Below are 24727 nucleotides of genomic sequence, written 5' to 3'. Positions count from 1 at the left end.
CGACACCCCGGGAGGCGCTCGATGTCCACGCCCATTCCGCCCGTCCTCGGCTTCGCGGTGGTCGATCCGCGGCGCGCGTGGCCGCTCGTGCTCACGCGCGGGATCCTGGGCGTGCTGTTCGGCGTGCTGGCGCTGGTGTGGCCGGGGATCACCGTGCTGGCGCTGGCTTTCCTGTTCGGGATCTACGTGCTGATCGACGCGGTCGGCGCGATCATGCACGCGTTCCGGCCGGGCGACGGCGCGCACCGGATCGCGTACGCGCTGCTCGGCGTGCTGGGCCTGATCGCCGGGGTGCTGACGCTGGTGTGGCCTGGCGTGACCGTGCTGGTGCTGGCGACGCTCGTCGGGGCGTGGGCGGTGGTCACCGGGATCATGGAGATCGTCGCCGCGATCCGGCTGCGCAAGCAGATCACCGGCGAGGCGTTTCTCGTCGTGGCGGGCGCGCTTTCGGTGGTCGCCGGGGTGCTCGTGTTGTTCCACCCGATCGCGGGCGCGTTCGGCGTCGCGCTGCTGATCGGGATTTACGCGGTGATTTACGGGGTAACCCTGGTAGTCCTGTCGTTCCGGCTGCGTTCGCTCGCGAAGTCCGCCGAACCGGCGGAGCAGCCGAATTAGCGCGACAATCAGCAGCGACCGGTTTCGCGATGGAAGGACCGCCCGATGGTGCAGCAGTACCCCGGCAGTTACGGGGAGGACACCCGGCCAGGCATCGACGCCGCCAGGTTGTGGGCAGGCGGAGTTGCCACCGCGATCGTCGCGGCGCTCGTGGCGGTCGTGGGCCTGCTGATCGCGCGAGGCATCTTCGACGTGCCCGTCCTCGCCCCGAAAGGCGACGGGCTGTGGGGCAAAGCGAGCACGCCGACCTACGCCGTCTCCGCCGCGGCCGTCGCCCTGCTGGCGACCGGGCTGATGCACCTGCTGAGCGTGGCGACCCCCGCGCCGGGCCAGTTCTTCGGCTGGATCATGGTGCTGGTGACGGCCATCGCGGTGGTCGTGCCGCTCACCCTGACGGTAGGCCTGGAAGCGAAGATCGCGACGGCGGCGATCAACCTGGTGATCGGGCTGGTGATCGCCTCGCTCGTGAGCAGCATGGCGGCCAGTGCCCGGACGCTGCATCGGCGGAAGCGGAGCAGCCGGGCGGAGCAGCCGCCGCCTCCCCCGCCCACGCGGCAGTGGCCGGAGGGGCCGACTACGTATTACGACCGCTGATCTAGCGCTTCCGAGGCGGCCGCACCCGTCTCGGCGAATGTCTCAGGGCCGCCGCGGTCAGCACGATCGCGGCGGCTTCTTCCTGCCTGGCCCCTTGAGTTCTCGTTGCGCAGCACCGCTTTCGCCAGTTCCGCCCCGAACTCGTCCGGCACCGAGCGCGAAGCAGCCGACCGCTCCGCCGCGTCTCGTGACGGTCCGTTCTACGTGTTGTCCCCGGCTCTCGCCAGCTCGGGACGGGCCCAGCTCACCGGTCCGGCTCGCGGAGGTCGACGTCGTTCTGGTGCGCGATCTCCCGCAGTTCGGCCAATCGCTCGCGGTGGCCTTCCGCCTCTTCCTCGCCCGCGTCGTCCAGCGCCTGCTGCGCCGCCGCGATCCCCCGCTTCAGTTCCCGCACGAATTCGCTCGTCACATCGCCTCCGGTCGGATTGTTCACCGTGCTTCAGGCCGCGTGCTCGGCGCGCAGGTCGGCTTGGCGCGCCAGCACGCCGGTCAGGACCTCGCGCGCGACCGCCAGCAGCTCCGCGACCGCGTGCTCGCGCTGCGTCAGCAGCTCCAGCACCCGGGTCCGGGCCGGATGGCCGAGCGTCTTGAAGAACTCGGCTTTCAGCTGGTACAGCAGCCTGCTCACGGCTGCCGCCATCGGCCCAGGTCCCACCCCTGAGCCGGGCGGGTTCGGTAGTCGCACATATTAGCAATTGCTGAAGCCGCGGGTCAGCGCGCCGCAGGATCGAACTCGGCCGCGTGATCGGCCACCCACTGGGCGAAGGTCCGCGCCGGAACCCCGGTGACCTCTTCCACCGTCGACGTCGGCCGGTCGGGTTCGCTGCTGGCCAAGTGGGCGAACGCGTCGAGCATGGCGTCCGCGTACTCCGCCGGAATCCGCTGGAGAAGGAGTTCGCGCGCGACCTCCCGCGGCACCTCCTCCCAGCGGGTCTCCCGGCCGATCACCTCCCCGATCACCCGGACCTGCTCGACCTGCGTCAGCGCGGCGGCACCGGTGAGGTCGTATTTGGCGCCGACGTGACCGTCGGAGGTCAGCGCAGTCACCGCGACCGCCGCCAGATCGGCCTCGTGGATGAGCGTCGAGTACACCGAACCGTAAGCCCCGCGTACGACACCGCTCTCGCGAATCTGCGACGCCCAGCCGAGCGTGTTGGTCGCGAACCCGTGCGGTCGAAGGAACGTCCACTCCAGACTGGTGTGCTCGATCGCCTCCTCCACCGCGCGATGGACCCGGCTGATCGCGTCGTCCGAGTCACCGCGCACCGCGGCCGAAGAGAGCAGAACCAGCCGACGGGCGCTGCCGGCGATCGTGTCCGCGATCGCCTCGGCCGGATCGCGAGACATCAACGGCCACATCAAGAACACCGAGTCCACGCCGCGCAAGGCGGCGCGCAGGCTGTCCACATCAGACAGGTCACCGGGCACGACTTCAACACTGGCGGGAAGATTGGCCTTCTCGGGCCGTCGAGCCAACGCGCGCACCGGAAGTTCTCGTTCGGTCAGCTGAACAGCCACCTGACGGCCGACGTTGCCGGTAGCGCCGATCACCAGCGTCGGAGCAGTGGTCACGGGGAGTACCTCCTTGCTTCGCAGTGATACTCACCCTAGGTTTTGGGCTATCTTTTCGTAAGTACGCACCCTGAGGTAAGCTCCTGACATGGGAGTAGGCACCGAGGCAGGCCGTCGCACCTCTCCGGACCCGGGTGACGCATTCAACAGCGACTGCCCCGGCCGGACGGTGCTCGACCACGTGTGCAGCCGCTGGGGCACGCTGATCCTGCTCTCCTTGCGCGAACGACCGGCGCGCTTCTACGAACTGCGCGACACGATCGGCGGGATCAGCGAGAAGATGCTGTCGCAGAACCTGCGCACGCTGACGCGCGACGGGTTGATCCACCGCGAGGTGGAGCCCGCTACGCCGCCTAAGGTGACGTACTCGCTCACGGAACTTGGCCAGGAGTTGGCGACGCCGCTGGAGGGCCTGCTGGAGTGGGTCAGAGCGAGGGCCATTGATGTGGTCAAGGCGCAGAAAAGGCATGATCGACAGCACAAGCCTGCGTCCTGAGCACAAGAAAAAGCGGCACTGCCATGTCGACGGTGCCGCTTCCAAAAGTTGAAGAACCTCAGCCCTTCAGCAACTGCCGAGCCATCACCAGCCGCTGGATCTGGTTCGTGCCCTCGTAGATCTGGGTGGTTTCGGATGGGCACTCTTCCGACCAGCGCGGATATGACCGATCTTGCCTCTGACCTGCACACAATGCGTTTGCCGTCGTTGACTGGAGACGACCGCAATTGGCTGTCTCACGGAACAGAGACGGAACAGCACAAGATCATCGGGCGTTCGGCGGCGAGACTGTGACCGCCCTGGCCTGCGAGGCCCCGAAGCGCTCCGCATGGTCCAACTGCATCGAGTACCTGGCCGAGGGCTGGATCGTGCCGGCAGATCTCTGCCCGGCGTGTACGCGGGCGTTCATGGCCGCGCTCGACGGCATCACCGGTCCACTCACCTGGCACCGCGGATTCCGCGAACGCGTAACGAGCAAGCCTGCTGGCACGACCACTTCCAGCAGAGCTGGACACGATGGGGAGCAGTCATGAACGTAGGTGTCGCCATCATCATCTTCGTCGTGGTCTTCGCGATCGCGACGTACATCAACAACATCAACAAGCAAGCGAAGAAAGATGCCGGCGTGATGGCCAGTTTCGCGGACTTGCACCTGACCAAGACGCACGTGATTCAGGGCGATCCGCGCACGGGCCTCAAGAAGCCTGTAAGCGGGCTCGTGGCCCGCGTCGAGGACTCCGGCACGATCAACCAGCGTCTCACCGCGACCAGGCTGGCGACGATGGGTCCGTTCGCCCTGGCCGCGCCCAAGAAGGTGGACAACCGCGAGGTCTACCTGACCATCGAAGGCATCGGAGTCTCGATCGTGCGCATGGTGCCGATGAAGAAAGACCCGACTGCGGGCAGCCTCGCACGATCGTTCGCGTCGATGGTCAACACCTTGTCGAAGGGTCCGGCTCCGGTCGGCGAGAAGGTCCAGGCGTTCACGGTGACCCTGGCGGACGCCGGTCCGGAGCCGAAGACGACGGCTGCGCTGTTGGCGCAGCTCATGCCCGACTTGAGCAAGGATGAACTGCACCGGCTCGTGACCCACACACCTGCCGTCCTAGAAGGTGCCGTGGAATCGGCGCGCGTCGAGCGGATACGGAGCCTGCTAGAGATGTTTGGGGCGAAGGTGACGGCCACCGCGGTCGGGATCATCACCACACAGCCGCCTGCTGCCCCGGACGCAAACCCCGCCGCGTCCTGAACCGGACGCGACGAATGCCAGGCGTTCTCGGATCTCCGGGGCTTCGTGTTGCCTGGGCCCGGTCAGGTGAGGTCGCGCGCCAGTCGCATCAGCAAGGCCCGAGCTTCGTCGCCTTCGGCCGCGAGGTCCCACAGCTTGGCCAGGTAGTTCGTGTAGAGCGCGAGGTCTCCAGGATCCCGTGTGCTGACCTCGGTGTTGACGAGTTCGACGGAGACGGTGTCGTCCGCGATCCGGAAGGTGTGCGCTACCGCGGCCGGCAGCGCGACGCCGGGCGGGATGATGCCGAGCCGGAGCGTCGGCAGGCCTTGCAGGGCGATCAGGCGGTCGATCTGGGCGCGCATCACCGATGCCGGCGCGATCGGGTTGGTGAACGCGAAGGTGGTGAGCAGCAGTTCGATCGTCTTGCCCTCGGCGTAGAGGAGCTGCTGGCGTTCCATCCGGGCGCCGACCGCGGCTTCGGTGTCGCGGGGCGTGTCGTGGACCTCGGCGAGGGACAGGAACACGTGCCGCGCGTACTCGGCCGTCTGGACCAGCCCGGGCACCATGGTCAGCGCGAACACCGCGATGTGCTGGGCGTCGCGCTGCTCCTGGCCCACCTGCTCCTGCAGGGCGCGGTGTCCGACGCGGAGATGTTGGCTCCAGCGGGCTTCCTCGATCCGGATGGCGCGCAGCTCGTTGCGCAGCTGCTCGGCCTCGTCCGCGCCGAGCCCGAGCGCGGCGGACATCGCGACGAGGTCGGTGTCGGTGACCGCTTGGCGGGCGCGCTCGATCCGGGAGATCTTCGATGCCGGCCAGCCGAGTTGTTCCGCGAGGTGTTTCCCGCTGATCCCGGCGGTGTCGCGGAGAAGGCGCAGCTGGTCGCCGAGGGCAAGCCGGCGTTCAGTGGGGCTGGTCACGTACTCCTCGGTGCGTAGTAGTCGGAGTGGGGCATCGCGCGGGGCCAGACTGCGTCCCGGTACGCCCGGTGCCGGGCGACCACGTCGGGCTCGTCGCGGATCTCGAGGTCGGACAGTAGCTTGTCCGGACCGAACCGCATGATGGCGACACGGCTGTCGTCGAACAGGTAGAAGTCGTAGCTGGGCATCCCGAGCTCGGCCGCGGCGGACTGCGTGATCCACCGGATGTCCTCGCCGGCGTCGATGTTCGAGTCGGTCTGCTCGACGAGCCAGCGCAGGTACTCGGTCGGGGGCTCGGTGAGCATCCGGACCCGGTCGAACGTTTTCCCGGCCGCGGTGATCTCGCGGATGTACTGCAGCCACGGCGCTTTCCGGGTCATGTCGGCCGGGCGGCCGTCTCGCCAGCGTTGCAGCGCGGCGGCGTCGATCGCGTAGTCGCCTTGGCATTCCCACCGCCACGAGCTGCGGGCGAAGCTGCCGAAAAGCAGGTCCAGCTGCTGGTTCGGATCGGTCATCCGTCGTCCCGGGGAAGGAATTTCGCGAGGGCTTTCGGGACAGCGACGACGGTCTCGTAGTCCGGGATCCCGTTCCCGCGTTGCCGGATCTGCTCGAGGATCTCCGGGTCGGTGACGATGCTGCCCTGGATCAGGTATTCCGTCTCCGTCTCGTAGGCGGTCGGACAGTTGCCGGTGTCGGATGTGGTGCCGAGGAACTTCAGCATGACGCCCTCCTAGTGGTCTGCATCTCCCACATCATCGGCGCAATCGAAGCACACGATCAACGTCCATTCGGCGAAACCCCATGGCCAGCCTCGTGACCCTATGTAACCGACTACTCCGTCCGTGCCCATTCTGATCGAAAATTGCTAGAATTGCTTGCATTGCTCATCCCGTGCTCGACATGCTCCTGGGGTGTCCAGGTGCAGGTCGTAATCAGACGGGGGTTTTGCGATGAGCGCACTGATCTTTATCGACCCAGCTGCGATCCATCCCGTGATCGACAACGTGTGGCACCGGACTCGCCTGTCCGGGATCCCGGCCCCGGGCCAGGGCATCACGATGCTGTGCGGTGCAACAGCGGCCGCGGAGTTCGAAACGCTCGACAAGCGGCGGGTGAACGGCGCGCCCACCCAATGCCCGTACTGCGACGTGGCGTACCGACGCTCGCTCGGCTGGACAATCCCCGAGGGCCACCCTGGTCTGCACCCGCAGCCACAGCGCCGGAGGCCGTGATGGGCTGGTGGATCCGCGACGACGGCACCGAGATCGACACCGACCCGGACACCGGAGAGGTGATCCAGGACGAGGGCTGAAATCTCCGGCACTTTCGTGACACCACGAAAGTGCCTGCTCGCATTGACTCCGGTGTTGGTGGCGTGGTGTAGGGCAGACAGAGCTGTACCGTGCACGGCGCGGGGCCTGGCGCCCACTCCTCCCCCTCGGGGCGTCAGGCCCGCCCGCAACGCAAGGAAGGCCCCCGCGCTCGACCCGTCTGGATCGGGGAGCGCGGGGGCCTTGTGGTGCCGCCCGGAGTAGTGGGCGGCTGTTAGGGGGTGGGCGGATTGGTCGGCGGGGTGCCCGCGGGCAGTGCCGGTGCGGCGGCCTCCGGCGTCAGGTAGCCGGCGAGCGGAGTGAGGATCCCGACGATGAGGACGCCGAGCGCGGTGTCGACGTGCACGCCGACCGCGTCGAGGATCGCGATCGGGCCCGCGGTGACGACCGCGGCGACGATGGTGGCAGCAATTTTGCGGACCGGAAGCCAGCGCATCACGCCACCGCCGGCGCGCTGGGTGCGGGCCCGACCTGCACGGTGCCCGTGATCTGGACGTGCTGCGCGACTGCGTCGTCCAGCCACTGCTTCAGCTGGTCCGGCGTCACGTCGGGACTTGTGGCCAGCTTCGCGACCGCAGCAGTGAGCGCGTCGAGCTTCGCGTTGAGCGCGTTCACGACGGGGTAGACCGCCCCGGCCCCGGCGTCGCCGCCGCCGTAGTAGGCACCGAGGTAGAGGTTCGCGAGCGCGTCGCCCGCGGTGATCGGGGTCCCGTCCTTGCGGGTGCCGATGATGTCGGTGAAGCTCACGGTGTCCTCCTGGATCGGTTGGTACTGCTCGTCGATGTCGACCTGGACGCCGCCCACCACGGTGGTGCCGTCGTTGCGCTGCCAGAACGTCATCCACGGCTCGTCCGGGGTGCTGCCGCACCGCCACCACCAGGAAGCGAGCCCGGCGGCGTGCACGGCGTCCACGAACTCGCCGAACCCGTAGGCGCCGGTCCGGGCGAGGCCGAGCACGTCGTGGAAGCCGCGCGCGTACTCGACGGCGGTCGGGATCTGGTCGGGGGTGAGGTGTTCGTCGGCGACGCAGGCGATGCCGACGGTGTCGGGGATGCCGAGCGCGCGCGCGTCGTCGAGGGCGAGCTGCGCGTTCGCGTGGCCGGTGGCGTAGCCGTGCTCGGCGTCGTGGGTGTCGTACTCGGCTACCAACAGCACCTGCAGGCCGTTGGCGACACAGTCCTGGTAGTGCGCGGCGGTGAGCCGTTTCGTGCCGGAGCCGAGTCCGACATAGCAGATGGCCCCGGTGTAGCCGGCGGCCTTGAGCGCGGCCGCGCCGGGCCATCCGGCGGAGAAATCCGCCCACCTGGCGATGCTCTGCATGGTGTTCTCCCGGTCAGTGGTGGACGAGCAGCATCAGCAATCCGACGACGATGCTGCCGAGGGCGGACAGCGCCGCGGTGACGACGGCGATCTTGATGCCGACGCGGGCGCTGCTTGCGTGCGCCTCGGCGGCCGCCCGGTCGGCGGCCCGCTCGGTTTTCCAGTCCCGGACATCTCGTTCGACGGCGAGGATCCGTTCCTCGTGCCGTCCAAGGGTTTCGGCGGTATGGTCGAGTTTCTCGTCCATTCCGTCGAGCTTCGATTCGAGGCGGCCGAACCACCATCGCGAGTCGTTCACGTCGTCGGTGGCCACAGCCACCCCCTATCTGTCCACTGTGGATCGCTTTGGGTCACGCGGGCGGCAACGTGGCCGGTGGCGTGTACTGGTTCACCAGGAGGCGGTACTGGTAGAGGTGCGCGTCGTCCCCTTCCACGAAAGACTGAGCTGTCATCCCTCCGGAATAGGTGCCGGGGGTGCCGGTCGGCGCAGCCAGCTGGATCGTGAAGAACCCGGTCCGACTGTCGAGGATGAACTTCGGGTAGACGCCTTCCCCGGTGTTGCCGGGCTGGGTCACGCCGTCGATGACGATCGATGCCATGTGCGCTTGTCTCCTTTCAGGACGATGGCGTGCCGCCGAGCCACGGGAGGGCGAAGGCGAGAGCGCAGCCGATCATCGACAGCGGCGTTACCGCGATCGACGAGGAAGCGCCGCCGGACACGAGCTGCGAGTAGATGTCGATGCCGAACAGGTTGCCGATGCTCGATTGCGGCACCTGCACCGAGTACGGGCCGCAGGTCGTCAGCACCCCGGGCGAGGTGGTCGTCGAGGAACCGGACGTGACGGTCGGGGAAGTCCAGTTCCATCCGGTCACCGAGTCGTAGATCTTCACGTAGCTGGCGACGACCGACGCCGCACCGGTCCCACCCCACGAGTTGTTCATGCGCCACTGGGCCAGGAAACAACTGTTGTTCTGCTGCACCTGGCCCGTGTAGTACGACGCCCACGTCGTGCTGCTGTTGAAAATCAGGCCGGGGTTCGTCGGGTACATCGGAACCTGGGTCTGCGGCTGGGACAGGCCGTAGCCGGTGTCCGGGTCAGTGCCCAGCACCAGGTGCTGCGCGCCGTCGTAGACCGACAGGACCGCGCCGGAACCGTTGACTCCTGGCACGACCTGGAAGTCGACGACGCGCGCCTGGCTGGCCGGGTCCTGGTGGCTGACCACGAGCGGGAACTTGGACTGGCGCGTCTGCTCGTCGGACTGCTGGGCCACCGCGTTCAGCTGATTCACCAGGAAGTCCACTGAGCCGGGGCGCTCGATGGGCTGGTTGGCGACCACGGAGACCTCCTAGGTGAGCGGCAGCAGGTAGTTCTGCAGCTGGTGCTTGACCGTCGCGCGCTGCCCGGACTGGCCGCCGCCGTCGGAGACGCCGAGGATGCGCTGGCTGTAGGTCCCGTCCGGGATCCACGGGTGGTCCTGGAACGAGTAGTTCGCGAAGTGGCCGGGAAGGTACTGCCCCCACTGGGGATCCGCGTCGGCCAGCACGACGGCTTCCCACTGTTCCGGCACCGACCCGTAGAGGGTCAGATCGCCGGCTGCGTAGGCGTTGAGCGCGACGGGGTCCAGCACCGACGTGTGGTTGCTGTCCACCATGTCCAGCGCGGGCCACCCGATCTGCACGCGGACGTTGTTGGTGGCGTATCCGTACAGCGTGCCCGCCTCGTTGCCGGTGCCCTTCACGAACGCGCTGTTGGCCTGGCTCGTGCCGTCGCCCTGCACGGTCATCGACACCAGCGTGTTGCCGAAGTTGAAGTTCAGCGGCACACCACGCTGCTGCAGGTACGGGCTGCCGATGAGCAGCTGGTGCCGGATCGTGCGGAACCCGTTCACAACCGTGAGGTAGGGCTGGAACAGCACGTCCGGCCCGTTCTGCACCTGCGTCAACTCCTGCAGCCGCTGACCCGGAGTAGCCATCTCCCAGCCGTGCCAGGTGCGAGTGTTGCTGTAGTCGTCCGGCACCTGGGCGGGCAGGTCGATCGGCAGGCCGCCTCCGGCGCGGTGCTGCCAGTTCATCGCGTTGTTCACCAGTTCGCGGGCGATCTTGTACAAGGGACCGTTCACGGTGAAGTCGGCGGACGGGTCGGTGATCGGCTTCGCGGTGGGGTCCCAGGCAGCGTTGAAGAGCAGCCGGTGGTTGAACATCTCCCAGATGCCCTTGCCGGAGATCTGCACCTGCGGCTGGGAATCCGACGGCGCATAGCCGACGATCGGCCCCGCCTGGCACACGGTGGCCCCGTACAGGATCGCGACCGACGTGCGCCAGGGAACACACCAGCCGCGCACGACATCGCGGTGCGCCCGGTCCTGCAGCTCGGCCACGATCTGCCAGCCGCCCGTGTCGTTGATCCGGGCTGACCACGTCGGGTCCGTTTGCAGGTCGATGTCGGCAAGGAACCGCCCGGTGACCGTGTCGTACGCCAGCGCCGTGTAGGCGCGCTCGGTCATGCCGGGATCGCTTCCACCGCGAACTCGTAGTCCGAGCGCTGGTTCAGCGGGCCCCACGTCGCCGGCCCCTGCGAACCGAGCTGCAGGATCAGGTACACGGTGTGCGCGCCCGTGTAGACGGTCGGGTTGGTCCGGACGAACGCCGGGTTGGCGAACGTCGAGTTGGTCTGGCCAACGAACATGGAACCGACGGTGTTCGCGGTCGGGGCGGCAGAAGGCCCGACCAGCGTTGCCGTGTCGACCATCGCGCCGAACTGGTGCGACACGCCGCCGCTGCTGTTGGACATGCCCGACAGGAAGATCGACCCGGAAACCTTCACCTGGTAGGGAAAGCCCGGATCGGGGATGGATACGGACGCCAGCGTGTAGGAGGTGTTGATGGTGCCCGTGAACGACGCCGAAGCACCGGAGCCGGTCGCCGCGATGCGCGGGTACCGGTTCGTCTTGATCCCGTGCCAGGCGGTGCCGTCCCAGTACCGATGTCCGTTGTACCAGCTGATGTCGCCGGGCATGTACGACGGATCGGTGAGCTTGTCGCCGGGCAGCAGCACGCGCACGCCGCCGATGGGCGACGTGCCGCGGCGGATGTCGGTGAGCGTGATGACGCCGCCGGTGGACACCTGCGCCCGCGCCAGCGGGATCGCCACGCCCCCGCCGTTGCCCTGAGCCGGGACAGGCAGCCCGGACCAGTTGGAGATCAGGCCGGTGGAGTCCGGGCCGACCGGGTCCGTCGGGATCGCGGCCGGGCTGCCAGTGATGATCTCGACCTGCGCGATGGACCCGCTCGCCGGAACCGTGTCGCCCTGGGCCACGTCGTAGACCCGCAGGATCACGATGTCGTTGCGAGGATTGGTGGTCGGGGCCGGGTCGCACGTCACCGTGTCGGCAGCCGGCAGATTCCAGGTGATGTAGCCGCCCTGCCCGGACCGGCCGATCACCGCCGAGCCCGGCTGCACGGTCATCGAGAGACCGGACGCGACCGTCACGCGCAGGTCGTAGGCGTAGGTTCCGTCCGACACCGTCGGGATCACGCCGGAGCGGACCGTGGACAGCGGCGAATTGGTCGAGGCAGCCACGAACAGGCTCTGGGCGAGAGCACGGCCCTGGCGCGCGTTGTTGGCGCTCTGGGCACTCCAGAAGCCCGTCGCGAGAGCGTTGGTGGTCATCGAGCCCTCCCTGTCAGAAGTAGGCGGACTGCCACGAGGCAGTGAGGGAACCGGCGCCGGAGCCGGAGAACTGGAGCACCGTCGTGCCCCCGGCAGGAATCTGGATCCACGCGGCCGAGCTGAGCGCCCCGGACCGGTCGATCCCGTTCAGGTTCACCGTGCGGGTGAACGGAGAGCAGTCGATGACCAATGTCTGGCCCACGTCCACGAAGCCCGTGTAGGCGATGACGTTCCCGGTTGTCGGGTCGGTCAGCGTCGGGTTGGTCATCGGGCCGGAGATCCGGAACACGGGCCACGTCGGCGCGGTGCCGCTGTTCGTCATCGACAGCAGGCCCGTGGATCCCGACGTGCCCCAGTTGAGACCGCCGCCGGTGGACCAGTCCAGGCCGCCGCCTGTCGCCCAGTCGAGGCCGTCAGTGGACGTGGAGACCACCGTGGCGCCTGCGGTCTGCACCGCGGAGTCCAGGAACCGGGGGTCCGCAGCGAACAGCGACAGCTGCCAGTCGAAGCCCAGCCCGTCCGCCCAGACATCGACGTGCGTGATGTCGTTCAGCTCGACATTGATCGTGCGCGTGGACAGTCCGTTGTAGATGGACAGCGGCATCTGGTCGCCCGTGCCGAAAAGGCCCAGCAGAGTATTGCGGGCCTGCTCACGGGTTGCCCAGCTCAAGCCCTCGCACGTGCCGGTCAGAGTGTCCGACCGGCCCGTGCGAAAGCCGCGCGCCCGGTAGGCGCCCGTGCCGAAGGGGCGTTCCGACGTGTGGGTCTTGACGCCGGGGCCGTGGGTCAGCGTCTGCGTGGACACCAGCCAGCGGCACCCGGAGTCGTCCACCACATTCGCCGACCACGGGCCGATCGTGTACGTCGGCAGCAGTACCGGCGTCGGCATCAGCTCGCCCCCCTCATCGCCCACGCCAGACGGCTCGACACCTTCGCGGCGAGCACGTCCGGGTCGGTCTCGACCGTCCGGATGTTGATGTGGTTGGTCACCGAACCGTTGCCCCGGCCCATCGCCGCGTTGGTCTCGCTGAGGATCTGCTGTGCGCGCGGATCCTTCGGCAGGTGCGGGATGTAGGACTCGGGAACCTTCGGGTTGTCTCCGAGCAGGCGCGGACTGTCAGCCGGAACGATCGACGGCGTGCGCGCCATCGTGCCGAGAAGCGACGCGCCGTCCGTGCCGACGATGTCGCCGAGCGCGTATCCCTTGGGCGGCAGGTTCGGGTTCGCCTGCTGCACACGGGAAATGTCGTCGTAGTCCGAGATGATGTAGTTGATCGACGCCGCGATGTTCGCGACCGGGTCGAACATGTCGTCGGGCAGGCCGCGGTTGCGGTAACTCTCGAACGTCGGCCCGATCGTCTGCGTCAGCCCGCCCGAGGGATGTCCCGCCCTGGCGTTGCTGTCCCAGTTGTTCACCGCGTTCGCGTTCCACGACGACTCGCGCTGGATCAGCACGTTCATCCCGGCTTCCCACCGCGGCCACTGCGACTGCGGGACGCCGTCCGCCGCAAGGGCCGCGTCGATCAGCGCGAGATGCTGCCCGCCGGGGATGAACGCGCCCGCCCCGCCGGCACCGCCGGCCGCGGGCGGCGTGTACTGCGGCATCTGCGGCGGGTGCGGCAACCCCAGCTCCGTCGCCATCGCGACTGTCGAGATGTAGGAGCCGCCGAGGATGTCGCCGACCACATTGGACTGCACGACGAGTCCGCCGTTGGCGTACTTGGGAAGCTTCTTCTGCCGGACCGCTTCCATGAACCCGACGCCGTAATGGTCGACCGCGTCGGCAGGCTGCATGAACTCCTTGGCCGACGCCATGATCGGGATGATGTCGTCGCGCGGACCGCCGGGCCCGTCGATCAAACCGCCGCTGTCGTAGCCGATACGGCCGTTCTTGGCACGGAACCCGCCGTTGAAGTAGCCGCCGACGAACGGATCCAGGCTGGACGTGTCCAGTTGGGCGACGCCGGTGGTGGTGAACTGGAAGTCTTTCGGGATCTGGCCCTGCTGCTGCAGGAAGTCGAACGCAGCCTGCCGCGACATGTTGAACTTGTTCGCGGTGTCGTTGACCATCTGGTTGTAGCGGTCGGTTCCCTGGATCCACGCCGGGTAGGCGTTGAACAGGGTCTGCAGCTGGGCGTAGTTGTTCCGCCCCGCCTGCGTGCTCTGGTCCAGGCTCTGGGTGTTCAGGTCGTTGGCCTGGCGCGCCGTGTCCTGGGCCTGCTTCAACGCGAACAGCGCTTGCTGCTCGTTGAAGATCGCGTCCTTGACCGCGTCGCGAGCCTTCTTCTCGTTGTAGACCGCGTCCTTCACCGCGTCGTTGGCCTTCACCACCCCGGCCTGAGAGTCCACGATGGCCTGCTGCGCCTTGCCCAGGGCATAGTTCGCCTGCTCCAGCGAGTACACGGCCTGTTCGACCGCCTGGTGCGACTTCACCAGGGCCTGCTGCGATGAGACGACCTGTTCCTGCGCGGACTTCAGCGCCTGCTGTGCCGAGATCACCTGCTGGCTGCCCTCGACGCCGGCCTTGTCCGCCGCCGCGACCTGCTCGCGCAGGTTCTTGCCGGTGTTCATGGTGTCGGCCAACGAGTTCTCGGCGTCGATCAGGTCCAGCGCGGACTGTTGCAGCGCCTCGTTCTGCGCTGTCAGCGGCTGGGCGAGGATCGCAGCCGCGTTGTCCTTCGTGACCCCGGCAGCCGCCGACGTACGGGTCTGGTCGAACAGCTTCATCTGTGCCCGCTGCTCGGCCGCGAGCTGGTCGTTCAGCTGCAGGTGCAGCGACCGCAGCTGGTCCCCTGCGGCCTTGCGCGCCGCGGTCAGATTCACCTGCGCCTGCCGCTCCGCGTCCTGCGCTTTCGCCAGGTTGTTCTCCGCGGTGATGACGCCGTTCTCGGCGTCGATCACGCCCTGCTGGGCCTGCTCCACCGAGTGCTGCGCGTTGCCGTAGGAATGGACCGCGTCCGCCACCGCGCGGGTCGCGGTCGCGACACCCTCCCGGGCCGTCGTGACCGCCTTCGCCGATTGGGCGGCCGAGCGCTCGGCATCCGACACCGCCGTCACCGACTGCTCGTAGGAGTGCTGCGCACTCGCCAGGCCCTGGTTCGCCTGGTCGGCGCTCTTCCGGAGGTTCTTGAAGTAGTCCGTCACCGACTGCTCGGCGTTGAGCAGCTTCACCTCGCCGTCGGCGAACGCGGCCGAGATCTCCATGACGCCCTGCGCGCCGTCCTCGCCGGCCTTCGGCATGTGCTCGAAGGCAGTCACCACGGCATCGACCGACAGCCCGTACTTGTGGGCGATGTCGACTGCGGCGTTCTGCTGCGCGGCCGTGATGCCGACCGCCTGCGCGGACGCCGAGGCCGCCGCCTGCTGCGCCGCGGCGGACTCCGCGAACGATCCCTTGACACCGTCCAACGTGGACTGAAGGTCGCGGAACTGCTTCACGGCCTTCTGGACCTGCGGATCCAGCGTGCTGTCGAACTTCGGGTCCGCCGACGCCCAATCCTTGATGGCCTTCGTCACGTTCGACGTGGTGCCCTCGACCGTGACCGACTGCTTCCCGAACGCGTCGATGGTCCCCTGGATCTTCGACAGAACCTGCTGCTGCGCGGAGCCGTTCCCGTTCAGCGCCTGCGTCAGCGTGTTCACCGAGACACCGGCGGCCGTCATCTTGTTGATGTAGTCGGCCAGCTTCGGGTCGGACGCGATGATGCCCTGCTGCGCAGCGGGAGTCGCAACCGCCAACTGGTTCAGCTGCTGCGTGAAGTTCTCGGTGGACGGCGTCGCCTTGTCCGTGTTGCCGGCGAACAGCGCCACGACGCCGGCCAGCGCACCGAGCGCGATGCCGACTGGGCCGAACGCGAACGAGGACGCGCGGGTGGCGGCCGCAAGGGCGGTGCTTGCCTCGGCCTCCGCCGCGGTCGCCTCGGTCGCGACCGCGCGGGCCGCGGCCAGTTCCTCCTCGGTCAGCGTCAGCGTGCCGTTGTTTACCGCAGCTTCGACAGTGGCAAGGTTCGCCTGCTGCTGCATGGCCGTCTGCCTCGCCGTGGTCAGCGCGGATTCGGCCGCCGCGACAGCCTGCTGCTTCGCCGCGTTCGTGAGGAGCGTAAAGCTGCCCACGGAACTGTTTGAAGCGCCAACCATCCCCAGGGCCTTGCTGGCGAAGTTCGACGCGCCGGTGGAGAGCGTGTTGAAGATCGGCAGCAGCGTGTTGGTCGCGCCCTGCAGTGTCTTGAACGCGGCGACACCTACGAGCACGGACGCGGTCGGTCCGGCCATGAAGTCCAGCAGCGGCGCGAGCGCCGACACGGTCGCACCGATGAGGTGCAGCGCCGGGGCCAGGTCGCCGGTGAGGTCTCCGGCAAGGTGGGTCACGGCGGGTATGACCGAGGTGAGCAGCGCGTTCGCGAACGGCATCACCGCGTTCACGAGCCCGGCCACGACCGGCAGCAGACGGCCCACATCGGACAGCAGCGCCTGCAGCCCGGTCGACGCCTGCGAGAAGTCCAGGTGCGCGAGGAACTGCCCGAGCCCGGTCGAGAGGTCCACGATCCCTGCGCCCAGCGCCTTGGCGACCGGCTGCGCGCTGCCCAGCGCCTGCGTGAACAGCGGGAGCGTCGTCTGTGCGGCCTTGACCAGCGACCCGGTCAGCGTCGTCAGGAACGGCCCCAGCGCGGTCGAGATGGCCTGGATCGACGGCCCCATCTGCCGGATGCCGTTCGTGACCGTGCCCATCGAGGAGACGATCACCGGGGTGAGGGACGAGAACCCGTTCTTCAACAGGTCGACGCCTTCGGTCTTCATCGTGGCGAACGCCTGCTGCACCTGCGGAGACGACTTCTCCGCCGCGACGGCGATGGCCGCGAACCCGCCCGCCACGACGGCGAGGCCGCCGGCAACGAGCGGCCCGGCGACGAGCGAACCCAGCGCGGTCCACCCCGCAGCAGCGGAGGCGAACATGCCCTTCATGTTGCTGTTGCTCGAAGCGGTGGACTTGTCGACGCTGTCGGTGAGGTCCTTCAGCGCCTTCTGCGCCTGCTTCGTGTCTGCGTCGACCGGCAGCTTGACCGGGCGGCCTTCCTCGATCTTCGCCCGGATCAGCTCGACGTTCTCCGGGTCCCGCAGCCAGGTCTTCAGATCGATGGGCTTGTCGTCCTCGATCTTGGTGCGGATCTTGACGGCCTCGCCGTCGGTCTCGTCCCGCAGGTGGACCTCGACGAACGCGCTCGCGATCTTGAACTCTTCGCCGTCAGGCATGGTTCCTCCTCACGGCTTGACCCGTCACGCGGCGGGGATGTCGACCGCCGTCCCCTGGCCCATGAACAGCGGGTCGGTGCGCATCAGGTCCCGGATGTCGCGCCAGGGCATCTCTTCCGGAGCGGGTGCGGGTTCCTGCGCGGGCTCGGCGTCCTGCCGGATGCGGTGCGCGACCGCGCCGCCGTAGACAGGCAGGCGGCGCACATAGGCCGCGAACCGCTCGGCGGGCAGGTGCTCGACCTCGTCGATCCTGTGGTAGACGGAGAAGTCGGAGCGCGCGTCGTCGAGGTTGTCGACGAACCACGCGATCTCGGACATCGCGTCGAACCACCAGTCCGGGGTCAGGACGCTTTTGGGCCCGGCGGGACCACGCGCTTCACGATCGCGTCCCGGATCACGTCGAAGTCCGCGGCGGTCAGGGTTTCGCAGGCGGCGAGCGCCTGGTAGCCGTCGTCGCCGAGCATCTTCTTCAGCGCGTACTCGATGGCGTGAGAATCGCTCACCTCGAGCGCCAGCTTGGTCGCCTGGATCGTCCACGCGGCCGGCGCTTTCTTCGGGATCGTGTACTCGACGCCTCCCACGGAGAACAGGGGCTCTCGGTCGTCGATGATCGCCTGGATAGCGTCGATGTTCTCCTGACGGTCCAGCTGCAGCACCGACGACGCGGCGGTCTTGCGCGCCGTGGCGCGGCGCGGGGAAGCGGTCTTCTTTCGGGGGGTGGGCATGATGCGTCTACTCCTCGCACACTGGGCTGGGACCCCGCAGCAGGAACCCGGGGGAACCTGCTGCGGGGCAAGGGAAATCAGGCGGTCTGGTCGGCGATGTGGTACGGCGCGATCACGTTCGACACGTAGTACGCCTGCCACGTGCAGGACAGGCCGACCTGCTTGTCCTTGGTGTAGTTCAGCTCGACCTTGCTGGTCTGCATCGTCTTGCGCAGGATGATGCGCCGCCGGAAGTTGACGTTCGCCGGAGACACCGCCCAGCCGTCCAAGATGATCGCGGCGTAGGGCAGCTGGCTGGCGAACTGGCCGTAGTTCGGCTCGAACGTCGCATAGTTCGCACCGGTCGCACCGACCGTCGAGTTGAGCGCATTGGCGAGGTTCGCCAGCGTGATCTCGGACATCGTGGTGGTCACGGTGATGGTGCGGCTGGTGAGCCGGGTCCCCGGGATGTCCACGATCTGGTCGGCGGCGAAGTCGGTGAACTTCGGGGTGATGGTCATCATCACGCCGCCGTCGGTCAGCCCGACCTCGGTCCACGCCGATGCGGCCGGCGCGGCGTTCACTGCCGAGTCGAGCGGCTCGGCAGCGCCGAATGCGCCGAGGTACACCTGGGCCGCACCCATCAGCAGGTTCGCCGAATTCTGGGTCATGACAGCATCTCCTTGCATGAGGGACGGCACGAACCAGTCCCGTGTTGGTCCCCCGCGGGAATGCGGAAGCGAAATACTCCTTGCTGCTACTGGGGAATCGGCACCCAGTGCAGTTGCACGTCGACGGTGAAGGCGGCGTAGTCGCCGATGTCTCCGTACACCTTCCGCGGCGACCCGACCACCGAGGAGGACAGGACCCGCGCGTTCTCGTCGCATGTGGACAGCGACACGAACACCGGCCGGTTCAGGTAGGTCGCGGCGCGCAGCGTCTCGGCGAGGTTCCCGGCCTTCCCCCACGGCGCGAGGTCGGTACCGGGTCGGCACGCCCAGCACTGCAGGGTCACCACCGGCTGGTCGAGCCGGTAGTAGGCGTTCGCGCCGCCGCCGGACACGGTCGGGGTGATGAACCCCGACGCCGCCCAGGTCGAGTTGTCGACGGGCAGTTGGTCGCCCACCATCGACGGGACGATCCCGGGCGCCTGCGCGGCCCACGCCAGAGCGACCACGTCGGGGGTGGCGTAGCGGAACGTCATGCGTCACCGCCGATGCTGCGTTTCCGGTACAGCGCCGGGCGCAGATAGGGCTGCGGCGACACCACAGCACCGGTGTAGTGGACTTGGCCGTCCGCGCCGCGGTACGCGACCCGGTGGCCTTCCTCGACGTAGAGCGCGTAGTTGAGCTCGGTGCCGATCCGCGCGGTGTCGCCGTTGATCTCACTATCCAGCGACTCGCGCAACCGTCCGGTGTCGACCGGGGCGAGCCGTTTGGCGTCCTCGAGGATATCGCCGACGAGCTTGCCGAACATGTCGCGTACGTCGGCGGCGATCTGCTCGCGCCAGCCCGGTTCTTCGACGTAATCGGCCATCAGCCCACCCGCTTCAGTCCGCAGGTGGTGTCGCCGCGGGTCAACGGGCCGAATTCGCGCACCACGTCGAGCACGACGTAGTCGAGGCCGAACGTGGAGTCGTGCACCAGATCCCCGGAGCGGATGTCCGCGGCGCTGGAGACGGCCATGTCCAGGTCCCGCACGGTGCGCGGCGTCTGGGTGGCCCGGTCGAAGTAGCGATTGCTGATCTCCTGGATGTCCGCGATTCCCTGGTACACCACGGTTCCCGACGGGACAGCGTCGCCGAACTGGTCCGGCGTGGTGCCGCGGGTGACCGTGATCCGGGACGTGGCGAGGCCGTACACGTCACATGCCTCCCTCGTCCGTCGACCACGGGAACAGCGCGTCCACCCCCGCCGACAGCGGGTTCGCGCCGAGCGCGCCGGCCGGGTCGGTGAGGCCCGACTGGACGTGGACGCTGCGGTCGCGCAGCCACGACACGTGCTGGATCGCGCGCCGGGCGAGCGGTGCGAGGAACAGCGCGGTGTCGCGCAGCATCAGCATCCGACGGCCGGTCTGCACCGCGAGCGCGTCGACCCGGGTCATCGCGTCGACCTGGGTCGCCAGCCACGCCGCCTGATACGCGGTCGCGGTCTTGAGCCAGTACAGGTCCCGCGAACCGATACGCGCGTTCGCCGCGGCAGCCACGTCCACCGCGTACGGGCGGCCGCACGCCACGTCGATGGTGATCCCTGCCTGCAGCAGCGTCGGCAGGTCCACCGTGACGCCGGTGATGGCCGGAACGTCCGTCAGCTGGCACCATGTCGCCGAGGACGGCGCGGTGACGGCCAGCAGCTGCTGCACCGTCAACGCCGGGCTCGTGCCTTGCCAGGTCACGACGTGATTGCCCAGCGGGGCCGCGGCCGGGACGGTCCAGGTGTAGTCGTAGACGCCGGTGCTTTCCCGGCTGACGCCGGCCGAGGTGGCGGCCAGCTCGACGGCGCCGGTCGGGTCGGCGATCGCCACTGTCACAGTCGCCGGGTCGACCACCGCCCCGCCGGTGAAGAACTCGCCGGTGAGCGCGACGGACTGCCCCTGGTACGCGGTGATGAGCACAGCGACCCTCCCTTCCGGACTCGACGAGCGCCGCAGGCCCTGCCGGTGCAGGGCCTGCGGCCGGTGATCACTGGGAGGTGTCGACCAGCAGGCCGAACGCGTTCTGGTGGCCCGGCACGAACGCGCGGCGCATCTGGGTCTTCAGGTAGAAGCTGTCCGAGAGCGCGCCGACGCCGGTCAGGCCGTCGATCTCCTGGTGCGCCAGCGGCTGCCGGGTCCCGTAGATCAGGTAGTCCCGCGAGCAGACCACCAGGAACGGGTGCCCGGTCGGCTGGTCGGTCGGAGCCCCGGAGAGACGGCAGCCCAGCGACCACTGCAGCGGGTGCCCGAACAGCGTCATGCTCGGGCCGCCCTGGCCGCCGCCGGCGGTGCCGTTGGACGACTCGACGAAGATCGGGCGCTGGTTGCTGTCCTTGATCCCGCGCAGGGTATCGGCGAACGCCGGGTGCGCGATGATCGCGATGTTGTTGGGCTGGAAGTAGTTCCCGGTCTCCACGGCCTTCAGCGGGGCGCGCAGCGAGTCGTAGGTGATGCCGCCCGACGGACCCTGCGTGATGTTCGCGTTCGCCTGGTATCCGGTGACCGGGTCGGTCTGGGTCAGGATGTAGTACAGGCTGTCGAACTGCGGGTGGGTGCCGTCGGCCAGCGTGACCGACCCCTTCGCGCCGGTGACGCCCAGCGAGTGGTTGTCAAACTGGATCATCGTCGAGGTGGTGAAGTCGTTCAGCTTCGTGTTCACCACGTCGGCCAGCGAGTCGTTGAGGTCTTCCTCGTTGACCGGCAGCGCGCCGCCGTACTTCTGCGCGTACAGCCAGACCGCGTCGTTGGCGGTGTTGTCGGTCGAGTAGTTGCTGCCCGCCGACATCGCCTGGGCGCGCGCGCCGCCAGACCGCGGGATGCTCTTGGCCTCGCTGCCCATGGTGACGTTCTGGCCGAAGTTGATGACGGCGGAGGTCTGCTTGACGCGCTGGATGACGTTCGGGTCGTACTCGTAGGGCACCCACTGCAGCAGGTTGATGTTCGCCATTGTCGGCTGTCCTTTCAGGATTAACGGCCAGCCTCGAACGGCTGGAACGGGTTACCGCCCGATGCCGAGAGCGCGGGCGATGTTCTCGCCCGGCGAGAGCGCCGGGCCGTTGCCGGGGCGCGCCGGGGCGGTGTTGACGCGCGGCACGCGCGGCGGCGCCGGGGGCGTGTCGCCGTCGGGCTTGGTCTTGAACAGTTCGGGGAAGTCGGCCTTCAGCTCCGCGACCTGCTCGTCGAGGCCGGTCAGCTCGTCGCCGTCCATTTCGATCTTCGCCATGTCCAGCAGGCGGGTCAGCTTCGCGACCTTCCCGGCGTCGGCTCCCTCGGCGAGGAACGCGGCCTTCGCCTCGGCCTTCACCAGGAACGGCAGGAACCCCGACCGGGCGGCCTCGGCGGCCTCCCGGCTGGTTTTCTCGGCGTCGGTCTCGTTCTGCTTGGCCTGCTCGGCCAGCTGCCGCTTCCGGTTGGCCGCTTCGGCGTTGGCCTTGCGCAGGTCCGCCTGGTGCTTGTCCCACTCCTCGCGGGTGGGCGGCGTCCAGCTGTCGCCGCCGGCCGGTGGCTCGGTGCCGGTGCCGTCGCCGGGGTTCTGGTTCTCGTTGTCGGACATGGGTTTCTCCTCGATGCACTAACCGATGCCGCAGACTGCGGCCGTACCTGTCCCGCGAGCGCGGGGTGTCTCCTGGTGTTCAGCGGGGCGGGAACGGCGTCGCGCCGTGCGTCCCCTTGTCGATCCGCCGCTGCGTCTGCTTCTTGACGGAGGCGGGAACCTTCCACCCGGACGGCGAATAGCCGGCCCGGTTGGTGATGCGGGTCAGCAGCCGGTCGGCTGCGTCGGTCCGGACCGAGTCCGGTTCGGACGGCAGCGCCCAGCCCTTCAGGACGCTGCGTTCCGCCTCTCGCCGCAACGCGGCAGGCAGGTCGTAGGCCGCGGACCGGCGCGCGGCCGCGGCTGCCGTGTGCGCGGCCTGCTCGGCTACCACGTCCCCGTTCGCGCGGGCCTCGGCGATCGCGCCCGCCCAGTCGTGGGTGATGGACTCCGCGCCCGCGGTGTCGTGCCCGAACCAGATCGTGATCCGGCAGCGGCAGCGCGGATGCCGCGGAGGGCCGGTCAGGCCGCCCTCGGGCAGCCAGCCGAGCGGGTGCTTCCCGAACGTCGCCGAGGCGTCGAACAGGCCGTCCGGGCCCGGGGTGTGGCCGCTCAGGGCGAGGCAGTGCACGCAGGCGTCGCGTTCGGCGATCCACAGGGGCGTCCCGTCGACCTGGTCGGCGACTGTGGTGATGCCCTGGTTCAGGTGCTCGTTCGTGAGGGTCCTCGCGGCCCGGTCGACGATGTTCGCCGCGTGCTGCGCCGGAGTCGCCGCCGTGACGACGGTCTGGTTGAAGGTGCCGGTCAGGGTCGGCGCGATCCGGGCCGCGGTCGCGACCTTGTCCCGCGCGGCCGCGACGACGCCGGCGACGTAGGTGTGCGTGGCCAGCGGCAGCGGCGTCGGCAGGTCCGCGGCTTCGAGCCCGGCTTCGGTGAACCCTTGGGTGACGCCGAGCTGCTGCGCGCGGGTCGCGTAGTCCAGCAGCGCCGTATGCGGGTCGAACGACACGCCGGACAGTGCCTGTGCCAGGTCGTGCAGCAGCCGCAGCAGGATCGACCCGTCGCCCTTGGTGCGCAGCGTCCCGAACTCGCGGACCCAGCGCAGCCGGAACTCCTGCACCATGTCGTCGAGCTGGTTGCGCAACGGCCCGGCGGCCATCCGCGCTGCTTCGTCCTCGAGCGCCAACGCCTCCGCGTCGTGCCGGAAGATCAGCGGCGGGACGACCGAGTCACTCGGCGGACGGGGCGGTGGCGAGGTCGCCGACGACATTCTCGATCACCTGCTGCACCGTCTCCGCGCCGATCACGCCCGCCGCGGTCGCGGTCGCGGCCGAGGCCAGGAACTCGCCGAGCTGCACCAGCGCCGCCATCTTCTGGTTCAGCACGAACCCGGAATCCTTCATCCATGCGCCGACCATCTCGGCGTCGTACCCGGCTTCCATCAACGTGATCGCAGCGGGCACGCCCGAGGCTTGCTTGGCCTGCACCAGGTTCCACGTGTCCGCGTCGTCCGTGGACGCCGCGGGAGCCCAGCGGACATCGACGGTCGCGCCGTCGTGGCCGGCGAGTTTCAGCGCGAACTCGAAGATCTCCTGCCACACCGCGCCGTAGGCCAGCTGCCGGTTGCGGACCTTCCGCACGAACGGAGCCTCCAGCGTCCGCAGCGCCTCACCCGACGGGACCACGCCCGACGGGTCGAGCCGCGAGAACGGGGTGTTCGAGATCAACGCCATGTACCGCAGCACCGCGTTGATGGTGTCGAGGAACGTCCGCGAGTCCGCTGCGTCGAACTGGCCGACCGCCTTCGTGTTCGTTAGCTCCCACAACGATCCCGGCGACGACTTCAGCTGGCTCTTCGGCTCGCCCATGATCGGGCGGGTGTCCCCGCTCGACTGCAGGGCATAGGTGTAGAACGCCTCGTCGCCCGCCGTCGACTGCGAGGTGTCCGCGCCGGCGTCGAGCAGTCGCCACCGCTGCGGGTGTCCCGAGTAGACGAGCGTGGTCACCAGGTCCAGCACGGCCTCGTGGATCGCGTCCTGCGCGGAGTACACCTGCGCGTGCTCGGGCTCGCCGTAGCAGTCCGCGCCGGTGCGCAGATGCTTGATCGGGATCTCGCCGAACGGGTTGTCCTCGACCGGGCCGTGCGGCGGCGCGTCGTTGTCGCCGTCGGAATCCGCGACCGTCGAAGGGATGTAGTCCTCTTCCCGGTCGCCCTTCGCGCCCGGCTTAGACTCGTAGTGCTCGATCCGGTCGGCGTAGTACAGGTCGACGTAGTGGCGGGTCTGGGTGGCGTGCATCAGCGGATGCGCGTAGTCCTCGTCCCACCGCTTGATCGCATACGCCGGGGTCAGCGGGTCATCGTCGGCGTACACGACCCGCACCGTCCGCGGATCCTGGTAGCGGATCTTCACCCGCCGCTCGTCCTCGGCGCCGTCGGCGATCCACACGAGCACATAGGCGTCGCCGAAGATGCCGGCCTTGCGCATCGCGTTCGGTGCCTGCAGCCCGAGCTGGTTGTCGTCCCAGATCTCGGTAAGCACCGTGTTCGGCACATCGTCCGAGGCCGTGTAGGAGACGAGTTCGAGCCGGTCGGAGACGGCGTCGACCACGTTGTGGCTGAAGTTCAGCGACAGCGACAGGCCGGTGCGCTGGATCGCGGCGCGCAGCCGCAGGTCCGCGAAGATCTCCGGCAGCGCACCGCAGTAGTAGTTGTTCGCCTTCTCGTAGCCCGGGCACGCCTTCTGCAGCGCCTCCAAGCCCTTGCCCAGGTCCGTGGTGGGGGTCTGGTCGAGTGCCACCGGTCC

General features: G+C 68.5%; 31 protein-coding genes. 5 read left to right on the top strand and 26 right to left on the bottom strand.

Annotated features, from left to right (window positions below; all coding sequences use genetic code 11):
* Positions 1-21: 21 nt before the first annotated feature.
* Both ATK30_RS33990 and ATK30_RS33985 read left to right on the top strand, forming a co-directional pair.
* Complete coding sequence (locus ATK30_RS33990) at positions 22-615, top strand: HdeD family acid-resistance protein (protein WP_101438874.1); 594 nt, start codon at positions 22-24, stop codon at positions 613-615.
* A 45-nt stretch (positions 616-660) separates the two neighbouring features.
* Positions 661-1209: a DUF6069 family protein gene (locus tag ATK30_RS33985; protein ID WP_101438873.1), complete on the top strand. Its 549-nt coding sequence runs from the start codon at positions 661-663 to the stop codon at positions 1207-1209.
* Positions 1210-1453: 244 nt separating this feature from the next.
* Here the strand turns inward: ATK30_RS33985 and ATK30_RS45155 are convergent, their stop codons facing one another.
* The 3 genes from ATK30_RS45155 to ATK30_RS33970 all read right to left on the bottom strand — a co-directional run bounded on the left by ATK30_RS45155 (position 1454) and on the right by ATK30_RS33970 (position 2781).
* Positions 1454-1618: a hypothetical protein gene (locus ATK30_RS45155; RefSeq protein ID WP_158242544.1), complete on the bottom strand. Its 165-nt coding sequence runs from the start codon at positions 1616-1618 to the stop codon at positions 1454-1456.
* A gap of 30 nt (positions 1619-1648) precedes the next feature.
* Positions 1649-1849 carry a hypothetical protein gene (locus ATK30_RS33975; protein WP_220817920.1) on the bottom strand — a complete coding sequence of 67 codons (201 nt, stop codon included), beginning with the start codon at positions 1847-1849 and terminating at the stop codon, positions 1649-1651.
* Positions 1850-1920: 71 nt separating this feature from the next.
* Positions 1921-2781 (bottom strand): NAD(P)H-binding protein, encoded by an 861-nt coding sequence (locus ATK30_RS33970; protein WP_101438871.1) that lies wholly within the window; start codon positions 2779-2781, stop codon positions 1921-1923.
* Positions 2782-2869: 88 nt separating this feature from the next.
* Between ATK30_RS33970 and ATK30_RS33965 the strand changes: the two genes are divergently transcribed.
* Positions 2870-3277 carry a winged helix-turn-helix transcriptional regulator gene (locus tag ATK30_RS33965; RefSeq protein WP_101438870.1) on the top strand — a complete coding sequence of 136 codons (408 nt, stop codon included), beginning with the start codon at positions 2870-2872 and terminating at the stop codon, positions 3275-3277.
* Between the two features lie 529 nt (positions 3278-3806).
* On the top strand, positions 3807-4526 hold the full coding sequence (locus ATK30_RS33960) for a hypothetical protein (protein ID WP_101438869.1): 720 nt from the start codon (positions 3807-3809) through the stop codon (positions 4524-4526).
* A gap of 62 nt (positions 4527-4588) precedes the next feature.
* On the opposite strand, the gene ATK30_RS33955 is transcribed toward ATK30_RS33960, so the two are convergent.
* Genes ATK30_RS33955 through ATK30_RS33945 form a run of 3 tightly spaced genes read right to left on the bottom strand, consistent with a single transcriptional unit; the run spans position 4589 to position 6143 of the window.
* Entirely contained in the window at positions 4589-5422 is an 834-nt protein-coding gene (locus tag ATK30_RS33955; protein ID WP_158242543.1) for a helix-turn-helix domain-containing protein, read from the bottom strand.
* Complete coding sequence (locus tag ATK30_RS33950) at positions 5419-5937, bottom strand: DUF6879 family protein (RefSeq protein WP_101438867.1); 519 nt, start codon at positions 5935-5937, stop codon at positions 5419-5421. The genes ATK30_RS33955 and ATK30_RS33950 overlap by 4 nt, the downstream gene beginning before the upstream one ends.
* Entirely contained in the window at positions 5934-6143 is a 210-nt protein-coding gene (locus tag ATK30_RS33945) for a hypothetical protein (protein WP_101438866.1), read from the bottom strand. The genes ATK30_RS33950 and ATK30_RS33945 overlap by 4 nt, the downstream gene beginning before the upstream one ends.
* A gap of 229 nt (positions 6144-6372) precedes the next feature.
* On the opposite strand from ATK30_RS33945, the gene ATK30_RS33940 reads away from it, so the two are divergent.
* On the top strand, positions 6373-6654 hold the full coding sequence (locus ATK30_RS33940; protein ID WP_208637478.1) for a hypothetical protein: 282 nt from the start codon (positions 6373-6375) through the stop codon (positions 6652-6654).
* 313 nt (positions 6655-6967) lie between these two features.
* Here the strand turns inward: ATK30_RS33940 and ATK30_RS33935 are convergent, their stop codons facing one another.
* The 20 genes from ATK30_RS33935 to ATK30_RS33840 form a co-directional block, all read right to left on the bottom strand.
* Positions 6968-7189, bottom strand: a complete 222-nt coding sequence (locus tag ATK30_RS33935; RefSeq protein WP_101438865.1) for a hypothetical protein — start codon at positions 7187-7189, stop codon at positions 6968-6970.
* Positions 7189-8073 carry a glycoside hydrolase domain-containing protein gene (locus ATK30_RS33930; protein WP_101438864.1) on the bottom strand — a complete coding sequence of 295 codons (885 nt, stop codon included), beginning with the start codon at positions 8071-8073 and terminating at the stop codon, positions 7189-7191. The genes ATK30_RS33935 and ATK30_RS33930 overlap by 1 nt, the downstream gene beginning before the upstream one ends.
* 13 nt (positions 8074-8086) lie before the next feature.
* Entirely contained in the window at positions 8087-8386 is a 300-nt protein-coding gene (locus ATK30_RS33925) for a hypothetical protein (RefSeq protein WP_143271465.1), read from the bottom strand.
* Positions 8387-8423: 37 nt separating this feature from the next.
* The gene (locus tag ATK30_RS33920; RefSeq protein WP_101438862.1) at positions 8424-8672 is read right to left on the bottom strand and encodes a hypothetical protein; all 249 of its coding nucleotides are present in this window, start codon (positions 8670-8672) and stop codon (positions 8424-8426) included.
* Positions 8673-8688: 16 nt separating this feature from the next.
* Complete coding sequence (locus ATK30_RS33915) at positions 8689-9411, bottom strand: hypothetical protein (RefSeq protein ID WP_101438861.1); 723 nt, start codon at positions 9409-9411, stop codon at positions 8689-8691.
* Between the two features lie 9 nt (positions 9412-9420).
* A complete protein-coding gene (locus ATK30_RS33910; RefSeq protein WP_101438860.1) occupies positions 9421-10578 on the bottom strand; it encodes a hypothetical protein in 1158 nt (385 codons plus the stop codon).
* Positions 10575-11744: a hypothetical protein gene (locus ATK30_RS33905; protein WP_101438859.1), complete on the bottom strand. Its 1170-nt coding sequence runs from the start codon at positions 11742-11744 to the stop codon at positions 10575-10577. The genes ATK30_RS33910 and ATK30_RS33905 overlap by 4 nt, the downstream gene beginning before the upstream one ends.
* Before the next feature lie 13 nt (positions 11745-11757).
* Entirely contained in the window at positions 11758-12657 is a 900-nt protein-coding gene (locus ATK30_RS33900; RefSeq protein ID WP_101438858.1) for a phage distal tail protein, read from the bottom strand.
* Positions 12633-16994: a hypothetical protein gene (locus ATK30_RS33895; RefSeq protein ID WP_101438857.1), complete on the bottom strand. Its 4362-nt coding sequence runs from the start codon at positions 16992-16994 to the stop codon at positions 12633-12635. The genes ATK30_RS33900 and ATK30_RS33895 overlap by 25 nt, the downstream gene beginning before the upstream one ends.
* Before the next feature lie 24 nt (positions 16995-17018).
* Positions 17019-17312, bottom strand: a complete 294-nt coding sequence (locus tag ATK30_RS33890) for a hypothetical protein (protein ID WP_101438856.1) — start codon at positions 17310-17312, stop codon at positions 17019-17021.
* A gap of 23 nt (positions 17313-17335) precedes the next feature.
* Complete coding sequence (locus ATK30_RS33885) at positions 17336-17719, bottom strand: hypothetical protein (protein ID WP_101438855.1); 384 nt, start codon at positions 17717-17719, stop codon at positions 17336-17338.
* A gap of 77 nt (positions 17720-17796) precedes the next feature.
* Complete coding sequence (locus ATK30_RS33880; protein ID WP_101438854.1) at positions 17797-18369, bottom strand: hypothetical protein; 573 nt, start codon at positions 18367-18369, stop codon at positions 17797-17799.
* 86 nt (positions 18370-18455) lie between these two features.
* Positions 18456-18902: a hypothetical protein gene (locus tag ATK30_RS33875; protein WP_101438853.1), complete on the bottom strand. Its 447-nt coding sequence runs from the start codon at positions 18900-18902 to the stop codon at positions 18456-18458.
* Complete coding sequence (locus ATK30_RS33870) at positions 18899-19234, bottom strand: HK97 gp10 family phage protein (RefSeq protein ID WP_101438852.1); 336 nt, start codon at positions 19232-19234, stop codon at positions 18899-18901. Before ATK30_RS33870 ends, ATK30_RS33875 begins: the two co-directional genes overlap by 4 nt.
* A complete protein-coding gene (locus ATK30_RS33865; protein ID WP_101438851.1) occupies positions 19234-19560 on the bottom strand; it encodes a hypothetical protein in 327 nt (108 codons plus the stop codon). The genes ATK30_RS33870 and ATK30_RS33865 overlap by 1 nt, the downstream gene beginning before the upstream one ends.
* A gap of 1 nt (position 19561) precedes the next feature.
* Positions 19562-20311, bottom strand: a complete 750-nt coding sequence (locus ATK30_RS33860; protein ID WP_101438850.1) for a hypothetical protein — start codon at positions 20309-20311, stop codon at positions 19562-19564.
* Between the two features lie 67 nt (positions 20312-20378).
* Positions 20379-21338 (bottom strand): phage major capsid protein, encoded by a 960-nt coding sequence (locus ATK30_RS33855; RefSeq protein WP_101438849.1) that lies wholly within the window; start codon positions 21336-21338, stop codon positions 20379-20381.
* Positions 21339-21389: 51 nt separating this feature from the next.
* Positions 21390-21944 carry a phage scaffolding protein gene (locus tag ATK30_RS33850; protein ID WP_101438848.1) on the bottom strand — a complete coding sequence of 185 codons (555 nt, stop codon included), beginning with the start codon at positions 21942-21944 and terminating at the stop codon, positions 21390-21392.
* Positions 21945-22023: 79 nt separating this feature from the next.
* Positions 22024-23193, bottom strand: a complete 1170-nt coding sequence (locus ATK30_RS33845; protein WP_101438847.1) for a hypothetical protein — start codon at positions 23191-23193, stop codon at positions 22024-22026.
* Positions 23153-24721, bottom strand: a complete 1569-nt coding sequence (locus ATK30_RS33840) for a phage portal protein (protein ID WP_101438846.1) — start codon at positions 24719-24721, stop codon at positions 23153-23155. The genes ATK30_RS33845 and ATK30_RS33840 overlap by 41 nt, the downstream gene beginning before the upstream one ends.
* Positions 24722-24727: the final 6 nt, after the last annotated feature.

This window comes from Amycolatopsis echigonensis (genome assembly GCF_002846615.1).
Taxonomy (GTDB): domain Bacteria; phylum Actinomycetota; class Actinomycetes; order Mycobacteriales; family Pseudonocardiaceae; genus Amycolatopsis; species Amycolatopsis echigonensis.
The sequence above is the reverse complement of the archived record's forward strand: the minus strand, read 5'-3'. Positions and strand labels throughout refer to the sequence as shown.

What these genes read in the sequence shown, in the direction of transcription:
- ATK30_RS33990 (WP_101438874.1), top strand. Translation starts at nt 22, where the DNA reads ATGTCCACGCCCATTCCGCCCGTCCTCGGCTTCGCGGTGGTCGATCCG.
- ATK30_RS33985 (WP_101438873.1), top strand. Translation starts at nt 661, where the DNA reads ATGGTGCAGCAGTACCCCGGCAGTTACGGGGAGGACACCCGGCCAGGC.
- ATK30_RS33975 (WP_220817920.1), bottom strand. Translation starts at nt 1,849, where the DNA reads ATGGCGGCAGCCGTGAGCAGGCTGCTGTACCAGCTGAAAGCCGAGTTC.
- ATK30_RS33965 (WP_101438870.1), top strand. Translation starts at nt 2,870, where the DNA reads ATGGGAGTAGGCACCGAGGCAGGCCGTCGCACCTCTCCGGACCCGGGT.
- ATK30_RS33960 (WP_101438869.1), top strand. Translation starts at nt 3,807, where the DNA reads ATGAACGTAGGTGTCGCCATCATCATCTTCGTCGTGGTCTTCGCGATC.
- ATK30_RS33950 (WP_101438867.1), bottom strand. Translation starts at nt 5,937, where the DNA reads ATGACCGATCCGAACCAGCAGCTGGACCTGCTTTTCGGCAGCTTCGCC.
- ATK30_RS33945 (WP_101438866.1), bottom strand. Translation starts at nt 6,143, where the DNA reads ATGCTGAAGTTCCTCGGCACCACATCCGACACCGGCAACTGTCCGACC.
- ATK30_RS33940 (WP_208637478.1), top strand. Translation starts at nt 6,373, where the DNA reads ATGAGCGCACTGATCTTTATCGACCCAGCTGCGATCCATCCCGTGATC.
- ATK30_RS33935 (WP_101438865.1), bottom strand. Translation starts at nt 7,189, where the DNA reads ATGCGCTGGCTTCCGGTCCGCAAAATTGCTGCCACCATCGTCGCCGCG.
- ATK30_RS33930 (WP_101438864.1), bottom strand. Translation starts at nt 8,073, where the DNA reads ATGCAGAGCATCGCCAGGTGGGCGGATTTCTCCGCCGGATGGCCCGGC.
- ATK30_RS33920 (WP_101438862.1), bottom strand. Translation starts at nt 8,672, where the DNA reads ATGGCATCGATCGTCATCGACGGCGTGACCCAGCCCGGCAACACCGGG.
- ATK30_RS33910 (WP_101438860.1), bottom strand. Translation starts at nt 10,578, where the DNA reads ATGACCGAGCGCGCCTACACGGCGCTGGCGTACGACACGGTCACCGGG.
- ATK30_RS33905 (WP_101438859.1), bottom strand. Translation starts at nt 11,744, where the DNA reads ATGACCACCAACGCTCTCGCGACGGGCTTCTGGAGTGCCCAGAGCGCC.
- ATK30_RS33895 (WP_101438857.1), bottom strand. Translation starts at nt 16,994, where the DNA reads ATGCCTGACGGCGAAGAGTTCAAGATCGCGAGCGCGTTCGTCGAGGTC.
- ATK30_RS33890 (WP_101438856.1), bottom strand. Translation starts at nt 17,312, where the DNA reads ATGTCCGAGATCGCGTGGTTCGTCGACAACCTCGACGACGCGCGCTCC.
- ATK30_RS33885 (WP_101438855.1), bottom strand. Translation starts at nt 17,719, where the DNA reads ATGCCCACCCCCCGAAAGAAGACCGCTTCCCCGCGCCGCGCCACGGCG.
- ATK30_RS33880 (WP_101438854.1), bottom strand. Translation starts at nt 18,369, where the DNA reads ATGACCCAGAATTCGGCGAACCTGCTGATGGGTGCGGCCCAGGTGTAC.
- ATK30_RS33875 (WP_101438853.1), bottom strand. Translation starts at nt 18,902, where the DNA reads ATGACGTTCCGCTACGCCACCCCCGACGTGGTCGCTCTGGCGTGGGCC.
- ATK30_RS33870 (WP_101438852.1), bottom strand. Translation starts at nt 19,234, where the DNA reads ATGGCCGATTACGTCGAAGAACCGGGCTGGCGCGAGCAGATCGCCGCC.
- ATK30_RS33855 (WP_101438849.1), bottom strand. Translation starts at nt 21,338, where the DNA reads ATGGCGAACATCAACCTGCTGCAGTGGGTGCCCTACGAGTACGACCCG.
- ATK30_RS33850 (WP_101438848.1), bottom strand. Translation starts at nt 21,944, where the DNA reads ATGTCCGACAACGAGAACCAGAACCCCGGCGACGGCACCGGCACCGAG.
- ATK30_RS33845 (WP_101438847.1), bottom strand. Translation starts at nt 23,193, where the DNA reads ATGTCGTCGGCGACCTCGCCACCGCCCCGTCCGCCGAGTGACTCGGTC.